We start from the raw sequence: 14949 nt of genomic DNA, 5'->3' as shown, positions 1-14949 counted from the left end.
CGGCGGACGGGAAGGCACAAAAGCGCCCTCGCCGTCACCCACGTGTATGGGCAAACTCTCACCTGCGGACCTCGACCGCTACGTCTTCTCGCGGACGGGGGCCCCCAACGACGACCTGCTCGTCGGGGCCGGCTACGGCGAGGACGCCGCCGCCGTCGCCACCGGCGAGGGGACGATGGTCGTCAGCACCGACCCCATCTCGCTCGCCGCCGAGCGCATCGGCACCCTCGGCGTCGCTATCGCCAGCAACGACGTGGCCGCCTGCGGGGGCGCCCCCGAGTGGCTCGTGAGCACCGTCCTCCTCCCCGAACCCGACGTGGACCTGCTCGACGACATCACCGCCCAACTCGACGCGGAGGCCAACCGACTCGGCATCAGTATCGTCGGCGGCCACACCGAGACGGTCGCCGGCCTCTCCCGCCCGCTCCTCTCGCTCACCTGCATGGGACCGACCGACCGCTACGTCCCGACCGGCGGCGCGGAGCCCGGCGACGCGGTGATTCTCACCAAGGGTGCCGGCATCGAAGGCACCGCCGTCCTCGCCACCGACTTCCGCGCCGACCTCGATACCGCCGGCGTCGACGCCGAGACGGTCGAGCGCGCCGCGGGCTTCTTCGACGACATCAGCGTCCTCCCCGAATCCGCCGTGCTCGCGTCCGCCGCGACCGCGATGCACGACCCGACCGAGGGCGGCGTCCTCAACGGACTGGTCGAACTCGCCTGCGCTTCCGGCGTCCGAATCGAAGTCGACGGCGACGACGTGCCCGTCCGCCCCGAGACCCGGGCGCTCTGCGACGCGATGGGCGTCGACCCGATGCGGATTCTCGGCTCCGGCGCGCTCCTCGCGGCGGTCCCCGGCGACGAGGCCGACACGGCTCTTGCCGCGCTCGACGACGAGCGAATCGAGGCGACGGTCGTCGGAACCGTCGAGGCGGCGAGCGACGACACGAGCGCGGCCGCGGACACCGACGTTGATTCGGACGCGGGCGTCGTCTACGACGGGACCCACTACGCCGACGGCGTCGAAGACGACATGTACGAACTCTGGGACTGAGCCGAACGCGGGTCGCCGACCGACGCCGTCCCGGGCGACCCGACCCAACACAACTTTGACTACTGAAATTCCACTTGTTGATATGACTGCCGAACGTCCGTCTCGACTCGCGAGCGACCCGCCGGAAGCGCCGCCAGCGACCCGGACCGCGGTGACCAGATGAGAGGCGTCGTCGTCGCCGGCACGGCCTCCGGCGTCGGGAAGACGGTCACGACGCTCGCGGTGTGCCGCGCGCTCGAACGCGAGGGCTACGCGGTCCAACCGGCCAAGGCCGGTCCCGACTTCATCGACCCCTCGCACCACGCCGCCGTCACCGGGAAACCGTCGCGGACGCTCGACCCGTGGCTCGAAGGCGAAGACGGCATGCGCCGGACCTACGCCCGCGGCGAGGGCGACATCTGCGTCGTCGAAGGCATGATGGGCCTCTACGACGGCGACACCTCGACGGCTCGGGTCGCCGCCCTCCTCGACCTCCCCGTGGTCCTCGTCGCGGACGCGAGAGCCGGGATGCAGAGCGTCGCGGCGACGGCCTACGGCTTCCGGACCTACGCGGACCGGATGGGAATCGACGCCGACGTGGCCGGCGTCATCGCCTCTCGCGCTCACGGCGGCCGACACGCCGAGGGTATCCGCGACGCGCTCCCCGAGGAACTGCCGTACCTCGGCCGAATCCCGCCGAGCGACGACCTCGAAATCCCGGAGCGCCACCTCGGACTCCACCTCGGCGACGAGGCTCCGCTGTCCGACGAGGCGCTCGACGCCGCGGCCGACGGGATTCGCGCCGACGCGCTCGCCGAGGTGGCGCGAGAGTCGGAGTGGAACACCGAGGAGTTCGAATCGGGCATTCGAGCCGAGTCGTCCCAAGCTACGGATTCGGACGGTCCGACGGTCGCCGTCGCCCGCGACGAGGCGTTCTGTTTCGTCTACCCCTCGACCCTCGACAGACTGGAATCCCTCGGCACCGTCTCGTACTTCTCGCCGGTCGCCGGCGACAGCCTCCCCGACTGCGACGGCGTCTATCTCCCCGGCGGCTACCCCGAGCGGTTCGCCGCGGAACTCGCGTCGTCGCCGACGCTCCCGGCGCTCGCCGACCGGGCCGCCGACGGCCTCCCGGTGTTCGGCGAGTGCGGCGGCCTGATGGCGCTCACCGAGTCGCTGACGACGACCGACGGCGACACCCACGAGATGGCCGGTATCCTCCCCGCCGACGTGACGATGCAAGAGCGCTATCAGGCGCTCGACCACGTGGAGCTCCGGGCGACCGACGGGACGCTGACCGCCGACGCGGGCGAGATGCTCCGCGGCCACGAGTTCCACTACTCGTCGGCCGACCCCGCGACCGACGCCCGGTTCGCCTTCGACGTGGAGCGCGGCACCGGCATCGACGGCCGCGAGGGACTCACCGAGTACCGAACCCTCGGCACCTACGCCCACGTCCACCCCGAGAGCGGGGCGTTCGACCGCTTCGTCTCGCGGCTGACGGACTGACCGCGGCGAGAGCGCGAGAGCGTGCGAGCGCGGGAGCGAGGGCGGCGAACCCCTATATACGAAGCCGCGACAAGCACCGACCGACGACCGACCCACGCGGGGCGGGACGGACCTGTCCGGTCCGCACCGACCCGACCCCGACGCGACACCGATTCACACTCAACGATGACCGACGCACCCGACGGAAATCCCGAGACAGACGACGAGACCACCCCCGACTCGGTTCGGGCGAACACCCCCGGCCGCGGCGTCCGCCCCGAAGCGGCCGCCATCGAACCCGCCGCGCCCGACGACTTCGGCCTCGTGCAGGTGTGGTGGGGCGACGGCAAGGGCAAGACCACGGCCGCGATGGGCATGGGCTTTCGCGCCGCCGGCCACGGCTACCGCGTCCACATGCTCCAGTTCCTGAAGGGCGGCGCGGACTCCGTCGAGGCCGTCCGCGGCGAGTACAACGCCATCGCGGCGATGCCCGGCTTCTCCTTCGAGAACCTCGGCCACTACGGCTGGGCCGGCATGGCCGACGGCAGCGACGACGCCGACCACGAGGCGCAGGTCGCCGCCGGTCTCGACCGGGCGCGCGAACTCGTCGACGCCGCGGCCGACGCCGACCTCACCGAACCGCTCGCCCTCGACGGCCCGCCGGAGGACGGCGTCCACCTCCTCATCATCGACGAACTCCTCTACGCCGTCGCGATGGGACTGCTCGACGAGGGAGACGTGCTCGACCTCGTGGAGCGAAAGCCCGAGCATCTCGAACTCGTGTTGACCGGGAGCCACGAGGAGCCGACCTACGTCTACGACGCCGCGGACCTCGTGACCAACGTTCGAAAGGAGAAACACCCCATCGACGCCGGCCAGCGCGCGAGAAAAGGGACCGAGTACTGACGCCGAGTCGGTGCCGGCTCAGTGCCGACTGAGCGCCGACTGAGCGGTGAGACAGCGCCGATTCAGAGCCGTCGGGCGATATCCAGCGCCTCGTCGGTCGGCACCGGTTCGTCGAGCGACCGGAGCGTCTCGACGAGCGCCGCGACCTTCGTCTCGTCGGGGTCGTCGCCGACCCGCTCCAAGAGCCGCCGGGCCGCGCCGGTCCCGCTCTGCGGGCCGAAGTAGAGCGTCCGCGACCCGCCGAACGCGGCCGGGTCGAACGGCTCGAACGTCGCCGGGTCGTCGAGCATCGCCGCGGTGTGGAGCCCGGACTCGTGAGAGAACACGTCCGACCCGAGCACCGATTTCTCCGCCGGCACCGACTCGCCGAGCGCCGTCAGCACGTCGTTCGCCCGGGGGATGAGCGTCGAGGGGTCGAGCGCCGGGCGGTTCACGGCGCGGCTCGTCTCGGCCGCGACGACGAACTCCTCGACGGGGACGTTGCCGGCGCGCTCGCCGATACCGCCGACCGACACGTCCACTTTCTGCACGTCGTGGGCGACCGCGGTGAGCGCGTTGGCCGTCGCGACGCCGAGGTCGTCGTGGAAGTGGACGCCGAGGCGGGTCGGGTCGGTGTCGAGGTCGTGGAGGAACGACGAGACTTCGAACGGCGTCTTCGAGCCCACGGTGTCCGCGATAGTGAGGTACGTCGCGTCTATCGAGTCGAACAGGTCGTCGAGGAACGCGGGGTCTGTCCGGAAGCCGTCCATCGCGGTGAAGTGGACCTCCAGCCCGGTCTCGGTCGCGGCGTCGACCGTCTCGCCGACGAGCGAGCGCAGTTCGTCCTCGTCTTTCCCGAGGAGTTCGGTCCGCTGTCGCTCGCTGGTCGGCGCGAACACGTCGATGACGTCGACGCCGGCGTCGACCGCGGCCTCGACGTCCTTCGGGACGGCCCGGGCGATGCCCGTCAGTTTCGTCTCGACGTCGACGGCGTCGCAGACCTCGCCGGTCTGTTCGCCCGCAATCGGGAACCCGACCTGCACGTAGTCGACGCCGAGGTCGTCGAGGGCGCGCACGGCCGCGACTTTCTGTCCCGTCGTGTAGGACGCGCCGGGTCGCTGTTCGCCCTCGCGGCAGGTCACGTCGAGGAGGACCGGCTCCGCGGCGGCCATTCAGACCCCTCCCGCGCGCCGGAGCGCGTCGATGTCGGCGGCGTCGTAGCCGAGCGACGAGAGGATGGCCTCGGTGTGCTCGCCGAGCTTCGGCGGGTCGGTCGAGTCGGGGCGGTCGAAGCCGCTGGCGACGACGGGGAACCGCGGGACGCTGACCGACCGCGACGTTCCCTCGGCGGTCTCGACCTCGGTGAAGAAGTCGGTCGCCCGCAGGTGCGGGTCCTCGGCGACCTCGTCCATCGAGTTCACCTTGGCGACGGGGACGCCGACCTCGCGCAGTCCGGCGACGAGGTCGGCCGCGTCGTGGGTCTCGCACTCGGCGCGGAGCAGGTCCATGAGTTCGTCGAGGTTCTCCCGGCGGCCGGGGAGCGTGTCGAACCGGTCGTCCTCGTGGAGGTCGAGGCCGAGCGCCTCGCAGAGCGCCGTCCACTGGCGCTCGCCCGAAGGACCGATGAACACCCACTCGTCGTCGGCCGTCTCGAACACGTCGTAGGGTGCCCAGTTGGGGTGCGACGCGCCCATCGGTCCCGGCACGTCGTCGTAGGCCTCGGTGTACGCGAGCCAGTAGCCCATCATCGAGACGGTGGACTCGAACAGCGGCGCGGTCACCTTCGACCCCTCGCCGGTCCGGTCGCGGCGGTAGAGCGCCCCGAGGACCGCTATCGCGCCGTAGAACGACGCGGCCATGTCGGCGATGCTCGTGCCCGACCGGACCGGGGGCATTCCCTCGTGACCGGTGACGCTCATCAGCCCCGACAGCGCCTCGGCGATGGGGTCGAGCGCGGGGTACGACTCGTAGGGACCGGGGTTGAACCCCTTGATGGAGCAGTAGACGAGGCCCGGATGCGTCTCTTTCAACTGCTCGTAGCCGATGCCGAGCCGTTCGGCGGTTCCCGGCGCGTAGTTCTCGACGACGACGTCGGTCTCGTCGAGCAGGTCGAAGAACGCGTCGAGCGCCGCGTCGGACTTGAGGTCGAGCGTGAGGCTCCGCTTGTCCCGGTTGACGTAGTTGAACGAGCTGTTACCGACCGGCGACGACCCGCGGATGAGGTCGCCGCCCTTCGGGTGTTCGACCTTGATGACGTCCGCACCGAGGTCGGCGAGGAGCATCGAACAGAACGGTCCGGCGATGATGTGGCCGAGTTCGAGCACGCGCACGCCGTCGAGCGGGAGCCCGCGCGTCGCCGACGCGGTCGCAGAGCCGGTCGCGTCCGCGGCGGCCTCGCTACTCTCGGCGCGCTCGGCGCTGTCGCCGCTCATGGAGTGACGCCCCCCGCCCCCGCGGGCGACGACGAGCGCTCGCTGGCGCGTTCAGACCCGAAGAGTATCGTCTCGCCGTCCTCGCCGAAGACGAACGCGTCGGCGAGGTCGAACGACACGTCGAGTCGGTCGCCAGCGACCGCGTCGTCGACGGCGTCGCTGACCACGTCGAAGGGGGTGCCGTCTTCGAGGCGGCCGTGGACCACGGACTCGGTCCCGAGCGTCTCGACGACCTCCACGTCGACCGAGAGCCGACACGCCCCGGCGGAGCCCACGTCGAGGTACTGCGGCCTGATGCCGAGTCTGACGCGGCCGTCAGTTGGCACGTCGACGCCCGCCGGAAGCGAGAGCGTGAGCCCGGGGCCGACGAGCACGGTCTCGCCGTCGCGGTGCTCGACCGCGCAGTCGACGACGTTGGTCGAGGGCATGCCGATGAACTGCGCGACGTACTCCGAGTTCGGGTAGTCGAACAGCTGTTTCGGCGGGTCGACCTGCGCGAGTTCGCCGTCGCGCAGGAGGACCACCTGGTCGCTCATCGTCATCGCCTCGGTCTGGTCGTGGGTGACGTAGACGACGGTCGTGTCGAGCTCCTGGTGGAGCCGCTGAATCTCGACGCGGAGGTCGGATTTGAGCTTCGCGTCGAGGTCGGACATCGGCTCGTCCAACAGCAGCACGTCGGGGTCCTGCACGAACGCGCCGCCGAGGGCGACGCGCTGTTGTTGGCCGCCGGAGAGCTCGGCGGGCATCTTCTCCAACTGCGCCTCGATTTGGAGGACTTCGGCGGCCTCGTCGATGCGCTCGTCGCGCTCGGCCTTCGGGACGCCGTGAATCTTCAGGCCGTAGCCGATGTTCTCGCGGACGGACATGTGCGGGTAGAGCGCGATGGACTGGAACACCATCGAGACGTTGCGCTCCTGCGGCGGGAGGTCGGTCACGTCCTCGTCGCCGAACGAGACGGTACCCGAGGTGGGCGTCTCCAGCCCGGCCAACATGCGCAGGGTCGTCGTCTTCCCGCAGCCCGAGGGGCCGACGAAGGTCGTAAACGAGCCTTCGGGGATGTCGAGGCTGAGGTCGTCGACGGCGACGTGCGTGTTTCCGAGGGTGCGAAACTCCTTTCTGACGGTGTCGAGGTGGATGCTGGTTGCCATTATTCGAGGCCTCCAACGCTGAAGCCCTGGAGGAGGTATCGTTGCAGGAACAGTGCGATGAGGAACGGCGGAATCGAGATGAGAAGCGAGACGGCCATCGTCTCGCCCCAGCCGATGCTGACGCGGTCCAAGAACAGCGACGCGCCGACGGTGATGGTGTACATCTCGTCGCGGCTCATCACGACGCGCGCCATGGTGAAGTCGTTCCACGCGACGGCGAACGCGAAGATGGCTGCGGAGATGTAGCCGGGCCGGGCGACCGGCAGGACCACGTCTCTGACGGTGCGCCAGCGGCTCGCGCCCCGGACCCACGCGGACTCTTCGAGCGCGATGGGGACGGTCTGGAAGTACTGCCACATCAGCCAGATGCAGAACGGCGCGGAGATGGCCGTCAGCGCGAGGGTGAGCGCGAAGTGGCTGTTGAGCAGGCCGAGCGTCGAGAAGACGACGTACAGCGGGATGGCGAGGACGATGGGGCTGAACATGTACGAGAACAGCACCGCCCGCGCCGCCAGCGACTTCCCGGTGAAGTCGAAGCGCGTCAGGCCGTAGCCCGCCGCGACCGCGATGGTCGTCGAGAGGACGGTCGACCCGAGAGTGACCACGAGGCTGTTGATGAAGTACCGAACCGTGTCGGTCGACCCGAGGAGGACGAGGAAGTTCCGGAGCGACGGCTCGGTGGGCAGCAGGTTCACCCGCCCGCCGGCGAACGTCGTCGCCGGCGACTGGATGGCGATGACCACCATCACGTACACCGGGATGATGGTGAACACCGAGATGAGAAGCGCCGTCAGGTAGACGGCGATTCGCTGGAGGCGTTTCTGGGTGTCGTGGGAGACGAGGCCGCGACCGGCGGACGTCGCCATCTCACGCCACCTCCTTTTCGGGGGCGAACGCCCGGAAGTAGACCACCGCGACGCCGGCGAGGAGGAAGAACATGACGCCGGCGAGCGCCGTCGCCATACCGAAGTTCACCTCGCTGAACGCGAGCTGGTAGACGCGAATCGGGAGCGTCGTCGTCTGCTGGAGCGGGCCGCCCCGGGTCGAGAGGTAGATGATGTCGAACTTGTTGAACATCCAGATACCCCTGACGAGGAGGATGATGAGAATCGCCCCGCGGAGGTGCGGGAAGGTGATGTCGCGGAACGCCTGCCACGTCGTCGCGCCCTCGACCCGCGCCCGCTCGTAGAGGTCGGGGTCGATGGCCTGCAGGCGCGCGAGCAGGATGAAGAAGGCGAAGCTGGCGAACTTCCAGACGCTCGTGACGACGACCGCCGGCATGGCGAACTCCAGGGTCGAGAAGAACGCTATCGGCTTGTCGATGAGCCCGGCGTCGACGAGGAACTGGTTCAGAATCCCGATGTTGGGGTCGAGGATGAACTTCCACATGAAGATGACAACGAGCGTCGGCAGGAGGTACGGGAAAATCATCAGCGTCCGCAGGGCGTCGCCGCCGCGGATACGCTGGTTGATGACGAGCGCGAGCCCCAGCCCGATGACGAGGCTCAGCCCCGTCGTCGCCACCGCGTAGACGACGCTGTTCCAGAGGAAGCCCCAGAACGCACCGTTTCCGAGGAGTTCCGCGTAGTTGCCGAGGCCGACGAACTCGGGGTTCCGCACCGGCGACGCGAACAGGCTCATCCCGAGCGCGTAGACGATGGGGATGACCCAGACCACGACGAAGAACGCGAGCATCGGGACGAAACACGCCGCCAACAGGAGCGTCGTGCCGTCCACGTCGCGCTCTCGGAGGGCCGACCCGGCGGCCGCCAACCGCGATTTGAGGGCCGTACTCATTGCAACCCGCGGAGCTCTTCGGCCAACCAGTCGACCGTCTCGTCGGGTGTGAGCCCGCCGACGAGAAGCTGGTCAGCCGCCTGTCCGAAGAGCTGTTCGCTGTAGGCGTCGGCCGCGACGATGTTCGGCGCGCCGCCGTCGCCCGTCGCGAGGACGCTCGTGAAGGCGTCCCAGTTGTCGCGGACGAGATTCATCACGTCGGGGTGCTGCTGGATGACCTCGTTTTCGGCCACCTCGGGCGCGTCGAGTTGCTCCCGCGTCGGCGGGAACTGGAACAGCGGCGCGGAGAGCACGAAGTCGAAGAAGCGCGACGAACTCGTGAAGAAGTCGACGAACGCCTGCGCGCCCTCGGTGTTCTGGCCGTCGTTGCGGACGAGGTGACCCTCCATGTACGCCCACCACCTGTCCTGTGCGGCCCCGCTCGGCACGGGGAAGGGCATCGGGCTGAGATTCTCGACGAGGTCGGGGCGGTTGGCCTGAATCGTGAGAATGGGGAGGCCGCCGACGCTGGCGATAGCCGCGGCGTTCTCCTGTTGGAGCGCGCCGATGGCGTCGCCCCACGCCCACCCCGAGCCGTTCGGCGAGTGTTCGGCCATCGACTGGACCCACTCGAACGTCTCGACGGCCGCCTGTCGGTTGTCGTCGTTGTCGAGTCTGACCTCGATGCCGTCGGAGGGGCCGCCGTAAATCTCCACGTCGTTCTGCCAGAGGTACTGCGTCATCTGGGTGTCGGCGTTGTTCGTCTGGCCCGACTGGATGACGTAGCCCTCCATCGACTCGTTGGCCGACACCTCGCCGGCCGCCTCGACCCACTCGCTCCACGACGCGGGCATCTCCGAGTACACGTCGTTTCGGTACCAGCCCATGAGCGGTTCGACCATCGCGGCCGCGAAGTACGACTCGCCGCCGACGCTGACCGGGTCGGGCAGGTCGTTGTCCTGAACCGCCCCCGTGACGGGCGCGAGGACGCCGTCGCGCTGGAGCCGGTACGCGTCCGTCGAGGTGTCGAAAAGCAGGTCCGGCGGGTTGCCCGCGGCGACCATCTTCTGCATCTCGGCGTCCGAGGAGGTCCCCTTCGCCGTGTAAATCATCTCGACCGTGTGGTCTGTCTCCTCCTCGAACTCGGCGATGATTTCGTCCATCACGTCCTTCGAGTCGCCCCGGTCCGAGAGGTATCGAATCGGCTCGTTGGAGCCGCCGCCACCGCCGCCGCCCAGACAGCCAGCCGTCGTTACCGCCGCCGCGCTCCCGACCGCCGCGAGGAACGTCCGGCGCGACGACCCGCGCGTTTTCCGCCCGTCACCACCACGAGAGTGATTCCCATTTATCATGGTAATTGCAAACAATACGTACACCGCTAGAGGGCACGGGAGTACCGCCTACCCCTGTTGGCTCTTTATATCGGAATCCGCGGATATGATGACGCGTTTCAGGTGTACTAGGTGCTTGAAATTCGGGATGCAACGTGCGCCGGGGCCGAACCGGTCCGGTCGTGGTCAGGTGCTGTCGGGGTTCGCGGGCGTCGTCGCGTCGGCGAGCGCGTCGCTGAGGAGTTTCTTTTCCGCCCGCCGGAGGTGTTCCAACACGGTCGGTCGGCTCACCTCGAACGCCGCCGCGATTTCCTCGACCGTGACGCCCCGCGGCCAGTCGTAGTAGCCACGTTCGAGCGCGTAGCCGACGACCTCGGCCTGCCGCTTCGAGAGCCGCGTGGAAGGGCCGACGAAGGGCTTCAGCCGGCGGAGTTCGACGGTCCCGAGCGACCGGAGCCCCGAGATGATGGCCTTGAGGTCGGCCCGCCGGAACACGACCACGTCGAAGACGCGCGAGCGACCGTAGAACTGGCTCATCCGCTGGAGCATCCCGTGGTTCTCGCGGATGACGGGGAGCGCCCCGGACGACCGCTTCGTGATGAGCAGTTGGTCGTCGCCGACGAGTTCGAGGTCGCGGACGACCTCGCTGGCGGCGAGCCGTTCGGCCATCTCGTCGCGGTGTTCCCCGGCGTCGACGACGAAGCGGATGTCCGTCTCGCCGAGCACCTCGCAGTTCGTCACGACGACCGGTCCGTCGACGAGGTCGCTCACGTGCGACAGCACGTAGTCCTCGTTCAGTTCGAGGAGGATGGTCGCGCGAAGCATCGGCTACCGGACCCTCCGGCTGTCGGGGCTGGGCGGGCGTCCGAGACGGTCCTGTTCGACCACGGCTACTGCGCCGATACGTCGCCCGCGGGTAATAGCTGTATCCCGAGTCGGGTGGCTGGCGGCGGGCCACCCGCTCGCGTTGGACGGTTCGCGGCCGCCAGTTCGACCAAGTTACTCCTCGTCGGGCGACACCGTGATGACGGGGACGGGGGCGCTCCGAACCGTCTGCTCGGCGACGCTCCCGAGGAGGATTCGGTCCACGCCGCTCCGCCCGGTGGTCCCCATGACGACGGCGTGGATGTCGTTGCCTTCGACGTACTCCCGAATCGACTCGCTCGGCGAGCCGTGTTCGATGGTTTCGGCGAGCTTCGTGACGCCGCGCTCGTTCGCCTCCTCGACGACCTTCGAAATCGCCTCGTTCGCGCCGCGCTCGCTCTCTTCGCCGGAGAGCATCGACCGAACGTCGAAGCCGAGCGCGGAGTCGTCCACGACCGACAGCACGTGGACCGTCGCGTCGAGTTCGGCTGCGAGTGCGAGGCCGTGGCTCGTCGCTCGTTTCGCGGAGCGGCTTCCGTCGGTCGGGATGAGGATGCGCTCGTAGGGGAACGTCAGCTCCTCGTCGGGCTTCATGCGGGCGGTGAGTACCGGCCGGTCCGACAGGCGGACGACCTTCTCCGTGACGCTCCCGCGGAGCTGTCGAGAGATGCCTTTGCGCCCGCGGGTCGGCATCACGACGAGGTCGTAGTCGTACTCCTCGGCGTACTCGACGATGGTGGGCGCGGGGTTGCCCTGCACCACGTCCGTCGAGTAATCGACGCCGAGGTTCTGGAGCGTCTCCGCCGCCTCCTCGACGACGCTCTCGCCCTCGCGTTCGAGCGCGTCGACCACGTCGTTCCCGACCACGGTGACGCTGTCGCGGGTCGTGTCGGCGACGAAGAGCAGTCGTATCTCCGCGTCGTCCCAGTGGGCGAGTTCGCTGGCGTGGTGGAGAACCGCGCTCGACGACGTGCTCTCGTCGACGGGCAGGAGGATGCGCTCGTACATAGCCTGTCATACACCCGGTCGCCGGTAAGTCCTTTCGCCGGACGGCGACCGCGGACCGGCCATCGTCGGGGGCGCTAGCTCCACCCGCACCACACAGTTATCACTCGACAGTCACAATCGGACGGTCATGGCACCGACAGACGAGTCTCCGCACGGCGGCGCGCGGACGCGGCGCCACCGCCGACAGGGCGGCGACGACGACGAAACCGGCGTCGACGCGTGGCTCGACGCGACGGTTTACTTCGGGCTCGGACAGCACCTACTCCTCGCGCTTCCGATGCTCTGGGTCGCCTTCATGACCGTTTCGACGCCCGTGGCGGTCACGACCGCGGCCGTCGTCTCGCTGGCGGTCGCCTGCCTCGCCATCGGCGCGCTCCGCATGAACGCCGTCTCCGTCGGCGCGCCGTGGCACCGAATCGAGGACAACGAAATCGGACTCGGCCCCGACGCGGGCTACGGCTTTCTCGTCCGGCGGGCGGCCTATCTGAACGCGACGCTCGGCCTCGGGACGTTCCTCGGCGCACGCGCCGACCTCGCCGGAGCGGGGCTCCCCGGTTCGGTCGTCGTCGCCGGCGGCGTCGCGCTCTGTGCGATGCTCGCGCTCCCTCGGCTGCGCGCCGCGCCGGCCCGCACGTCGGCCGCGGTGGCCGGCGTCTACTACGCCGTTTCGCTCCTCGTCGTCGCCACGTTCCCCGGGATGGTCGACCTGTTCTCACTGTCGCCGTCGGTCGCGCTGTGCGTGCTCGCGGTCGCGCTCGCCGCCGCGTTCGACGTGGCGACCGGCCGAGACCGGCGCTGACTCGGCTTCCTCGACCCACCGCCGTCCCGTCTTCCTCGGTCACCAAGTTTTCAACCCTCGCGCACCGACTCGTCGGGCATGACACCGATTCCGCGCACGGGCCGCCCTCCCGAGGTGCCGCGGCGTGACTGACGCCGCGCTCGCCGACGACCCCGTAGCGGCGCTCCGCACGGCGGCCGACACCCTCAGCGACCGGCGCGAGACGGTCGACGAAATCGGCCGCGAGGAGCTTCGGACGCTCTCGTCGGCCGTCAGCGACGTGACGGGGATTCTCGACCGGTTCGAAGAGCGGGCGACCGACGACCTCGAAGGCTACGTCGCGTTCCGCGAGACGCTGTCGAACCGGCTGGAGGAGGTCCCCGCCGACGTGCGCCACAGCGACGCCTTCATCGCCGCCAACGAGTCGCTCACGACCGGCATCACCTCGTCGCTGTCGGCGTCGGACTTCGAGCAGGCCAGACGCGAGTTGGAACCCGCCCGCGAGGAGGCGGCGCTGCTCGACGAACTGGACGAGGCGAGAGACGACTACCGGAGCGCCCGACGACGACTGCGCGAGCGCGCGGACGAACTCGACGCCCGAATCGAGCGCCTCGAACGCGTAGAGCGACTCGGGGAGGTCGACATCGACGCGCCGGTGGACGAACTCCGCGACCCCATCGAGCGGTACGACGACGCCGTGGCCGAGGCGTTCGGCCGGTTCCGCGCCGAGTCGCCCGCCCGCGAGGTGCTCGCGTGGTTGGCGGCCGCCGAGTCGTACCCGCTCGTCGAGACGCCCAGTCCCCCCGAGCGACTGCGCGAGTACCTCGAAACCGCCGCCATCGGCGACGAGCCGATTCCAACGCTCGTCGAGTACGCCGGCTACTCGCGGTCGAAACTCGACCATTACGTGGACGACCCCAAGCGGTTCTCCGCGGCCGTCGGGACGAACAAGCGGTTTCTGGAGACGCTCGACGCCGACCCGCTGACCGTGTCGTGGCCGCCGGAGCCCGCCTCGGAACTCCGCTGGCGGACGAAGGAACTCGTCTCCGTGGTGAGTCGGTTCGCCGGCGACGAGACGGTCTCGCGGGCCCGCGAGGTCCACGAACTGACGTACGAGGAGTCCTACGACCGCCTCCGCGACGCCGCGGTCGCCCGGGCCGAACTCACCGACGACCAGCGCGACCGCCTCCGGCGGGGCGTCGTGGCCGACGAGTTGGCTTCGGCCCGCGAGGAGCGCGAGAGGGTCGCCGACTGCCTCGACGCGCACCCGCGACTGGACGACTGAGCGTCGCCCGGCGACCGCGGCGATGAAACCGTGAGGCGAGCGAGACGGCGACAAAAAACACTTACCGCGCTCGGCGGAACTGCCGACGATGCGTCTCCGGAAACTCGCCCTCCTCCTCGCGGTGGTCGGCCTCGTCTGTCTCCCCGCGCCGGTGTACCTGCCCGCGCTCGCGGGGGCGACGTCGCCGCCGCCGCAAACCTCGCAGTCGTACCGAGCCGAGACCGTGTCGCTCGCGAACGAATCCGACGTCGAGACTATCGTGAGTCGCCACGGGCGGACGGTCTCGATTTCGGTGCACCAGGTCAGCCACCGGTACTCGGCCGGCGAGTACCGCGCGCCGAACGAGACCCGCGAGACGCTGGCGGCGGCGATGCGGAACGGCACCGCCCGGACAGCGTCGGCGGGCGCGAGAGCCGACCTCCAAGCCATAGCGCGGAACAACACGTACGTCCACGACGCCTACGGCGAGCGCCAGCAGTACTACCGGTTCAGCGTGGAAGAAAACGGCTCGGTCGTCACCGCGCGAAACGCCACGCTCCAGCGCGTCGCAAACGCCACCGTCGAGCGAGGGGCGTATCGCTACGAGAACCTCTCGCCGGGGGCGAGAGAGACGGTCGATAGAATCCTTCGGAACTCCTCAGATGAGGACTTCGGCTACCGACCGCGGGTGAACGACGCCTTCGTGGACCGCCTCCCGGCGTTCGTCGAGAAGGATGGAACGCTCCACAGCATCACCGTCTACGGCCACGTCGACGACTTCGGCTTCGGAGTCTCGCTCGTCGTCGGACTCGTCGTCGGACTCGGCGTCGCCGGCGTCGGCGCGGTCTTGATTCTCGTCGGTGGAGTGCTGTACGCCGTCGCGTGGTGGCGCGAGTAGCGGGAGAAGAACGGTCGAACCGCGAGACCGCGGCTCAGTTCAGT

Annotated in this window: 14 protein-coding genes; 6 read left to right on the top strand and 8 right to left on the bottom strand. The window is 69.3% G+C overall.

Annotated features, from left to right (window positions below; translation table 11 throughout):
• Window positions 1–46: 46 nt before the first annotated feature.
• The 3 genes from DEQ92_RS17470 (at window position 47) to DEQ92_RS17460 (ending at window position 3427) form a co-directional block, all read left to right on the top strand.
• On the top strand, window positions 47–1054 hold the full coding sequence (locus DEQ92_RS17470) for an AIR synthase family protein (protein ID WP_115805725.1): 1008 nt from the start codon (window positions 47–49) through the stop codon (window positions 1052–1054).
• A 159-nt stretch (window positions 1055–1213) separates the two neighbouring features.
• Window positions 1214–2542, top strand: a complete 1329-nt coding sequence (locus DEQ92_RS17465; protein ID WP_115805726.1) for a cobyrinic acid a,c-diamide synthase — start codon at window positions 1214–1216, stop codon at window positions 2540–2542.
• Window positions 2543–2707: 165 nt separating this feature from the next.
• Entirely contained in the window at window positions 2708–3427 is a 720-nt protein-coding gene (locus DEQ92_RS17460; protein WP_115805727.1) for a cob(I)yrinic acid a,c-diamide adenosyltransferase, read from the top strand.
• Between the two features lie 62 nt (window positions 3428–3489).
• Here the strand turns inward: DEQ92_RS17460 and DEQ92_RS17455 are convergent, their stop codons facing one another.
• The 8 genes from DEQ92_RS17455 to DEQ92_RS17420 form a co-directional block, all read right to left on the bottom strand.
• Window positions 3490–4578, bottom strand: a complete 1089-nt coding sequence (locus DEQ92_RS17455; protein ID WP_004978366.1) for a LeuA family protein — start codon at window positions 4576–4578, stop codon at window positions 3490–3492.
• Window positions 4579–5838, bottom strand: coding sequence for a CaiB/BaiF CoA-transferase family protein (locus DEQ92_RS17450; protein ID WP_004978363.1), 1260 nt, complete (start codon window positions 5836–5838; stop codon window positions 4579–4581).
• Window positions 5835–6986, bottom strand: coding sequence for an ABC transporter ATP-binding protein (locus tag DEQ92_RS17445; RefSeq protein WP_004978361.1), 1152 nt, complete (start codon window positions 6984–6986; stop codon window positions 5835–5837). The genes DEQ92_RS17450 and DEQ92_RS17445 overlap by 4 nt, the downstream gene beginning before the upstream one ends.
• The gene (locus tag DEQ92_RS17440) at window positions 6986–7852 is read right to left on the bottom strand and encodes a carbohydrate ABC transporter permease (RefSeq protein WP_004978359.1); all 867 of its coding nucleotides are present in this window, start codon (window positions 7850–7852) and stop codon (window positions 6986–6988) included. Before DEQ92_RS17440 ends, DEQ92_RS17445 begins: the two co-directional genes overlap by 1 nt.
• A gap of 1 nt (window position 7853) precedes the next feature.
• Entirely contained in the window at window positions 7854–8783 is a 930-nt protein-coding gene (locus DEQ92_RS17435; RefSeq protein WP_004978357.1) for a carbohydrate ABC transporter permease, read from the bottom strand.
• On the bottom strand, window positions 8780–10114 hold the full coding sequence (locus DEQ92_RS17430; RefSeq protein ID WP_231608406.1) for an ABC transporter substrate-binding protein: 1335 nt from the start codon (window positions 10112–10114) through the stop codon (window positions 8780–8782). Before DEQ92_RS17430 ends, DEQ92_RS17435 begins: the two co-directional genes overlap by 4 nt.
• Before the next feature lie 165 nt (window positions 10115–10279).
• Window positions 10280–10918 carry a helix-turn-helix domain-containing protein gene (locus DEQ92_RS17425; RefSeq protein WP_004978354.1) on the bottom strand — a complete coding sequence of 213 codons (639 nt, stop codon included), beginning with the start codon at window positions 10916–10918 and terminating at the stop codon, window positions 10280–10282.
• Window positions 10919–11092: 174 nt separating this feature from the next.
• Window positions 11093–11965, bottom strand: coding sequence for a universal stress protein (locus DEQ92_RS17420; protein ID WP_004978353.1), 873 nt, complete (start codon window positions 11963–11965; stop codon window positions 11093–11095).
• 127 nt (window positions 11966–12092) lie between these two features.
• Here DEQ92_RS17420 and DEQ92_RS17415 point away from each other — a divergent pair, with 127 nt between their 5' ends.
• From DEQ92_RS17415 to DEQ92_RS17405, 3 genes are all read left to right on the top strand, one after another.
• Complete coding sequence (locus tag DEQ92_RS17415; protein ID WP_004978351.1) at window positions 12093–12764, top strand: hypothetical protein; 672 nt, start codon at window positions 12093–12095, stop codon at window positions 12762–12764.
• A gap of 124 nt (window positions 12765–12888) precedes the next feature.
• Window positions 12889–14028 carry a hypothetical protein gene (locus DEQ92_RS17410; RefSeq protein WP_115821174.1) on the top strand — a complete coding sequence of 380 codons (1140 nt, stop codon included), beginning with the start codon at window positions 12889–12891 and terminating at the stop codon, window positions 14026–14028.
• 88 nt (window positions 14029–14116) lie between these two features.
• On the top strand, window positions 14117–14905 hold the full coding sequence (locus DEQ92_RS17405) for a hypothetical protein (protein ID WP_115821173.1): 789 nt from the start codon (window positions 14117–14119) through the stop codon (window positions 14903–14905).
• Window positions 14906–14949: the final 44 nt, after the last annotated feature.

The organism is Haloferax sp. Atlit-6N, from assembly GCF_003383195.1.
Lineage (GTDB): Archaea > Halobacteriota > Halobacteria > Halobacteriales > Haloferacaceae > Haloferax > Haloferax gibbonsii.
This window is presented reverse-complemented; position numbering and strand designations above follow the sequence as displayed.

What these genes read in the sequence shown, in the direction of transcription:
- DEQ92_RS17470 (WP_115805725.1), top strand. Translation starts at nt 47, where the DNA reads ATGGGCAAACTCTCACCTGCGGACCTCGACCGCTACGTCTTCTCGCGG.
- DEQ92_RS17465 (WP_115805726.1), top strand. Translation starts at nt 1,214, where the DNA reads ATGAGAGGCGTCGTCGTCGCCGGCACGGCCTCCGGCGTCGGGAAGACG.
- DEQ92_RS17460 (WP_115805727.1), top strand. Translation starts at nt 2,708, where the DNA reads ATGACCGACGCACCCGACGGAAATCCCGAGACAGACGACGAGACCACC.
- DEQ92_RS17455 (WP_004978366.1), bottom strand. Translation starts at nt 4,578, where the DNA reads ATGGCCGCCGCGGAGCCGGTCCTCCTCGACGTGACCTGCCGCGAGGGC.
- DEQ92_RS17450 (WP_004978363.1), bottom strand. Translation starts at nt 5,838, where the DNA reads ATGAGCGGCGACAGCGCCGAGCGCGCCGAGAGTAGCGAGGCCGCCGCG.
- DEQ92_RS17445 (WP_004978361.1), bottom strand. Translation starts at nt 6,986, where the DNA reads ATGGCAACCAGCATCCACCTCGACACCGTCAGAAAGGAGTTTCGCACC.
- DEQ92_RS17440 (WP_004978359.1), bottom strand. Translation starts at nt 7,852, where the DNA reads ATGGCGACGTCCGCCGGTCGCGGCCTCGTCTCCCACGACACCCAGAAA.
- DEQ92_RS17435 (WP_004978357.1), bottom strand. Translation starts at nt 8,783, where the DNA reads ATGAGTACGGCCCTCAAATCGCGGTTGGCGGCCGCCGGGTCGGCCCTC.
- DEQ92_RS17430 (WP_231608406.1), bottom strand. Translation starts at nt 10,114, where the DNA reads ATGATAAATGGGAATCACTCTCGTGGTGGTGACGGGCGGAAAACGCGC.
- DEQ92_RS17425 (WP_004978354.1), bottom strand. Translation starts at nt 10,918, where the DNA reads ATGCTTCGCGCGACCATCCTCCTCGAACTGAACGAGGACTACGTGCTG.
- DEQ92_RS17420 (WP_004978353.1), bottom strand. Translation starts at nt 11,965, where the DNA reads ATGTACGAGCGCATCCTCCTGCCCGTCGACGAGAGCACGTCGTCGAGC.
- DEQ92_RS17415 (WP_004978351.1), top strand. Translation starts at nt 12,093, where the DNA reads ATGGCACCGACAGACGAGTCTCCGCACGGCGGCGCGCGGACGCGGCGC.
- DEQ92_RS17405 (WP_115821173.1), top strand. Translation starts at nt 14,117, where the DNA reads ATGCGTCTCCGGAAACTCGCCCTCCTCCTCGCGGTGGTCGGCCTCGTC.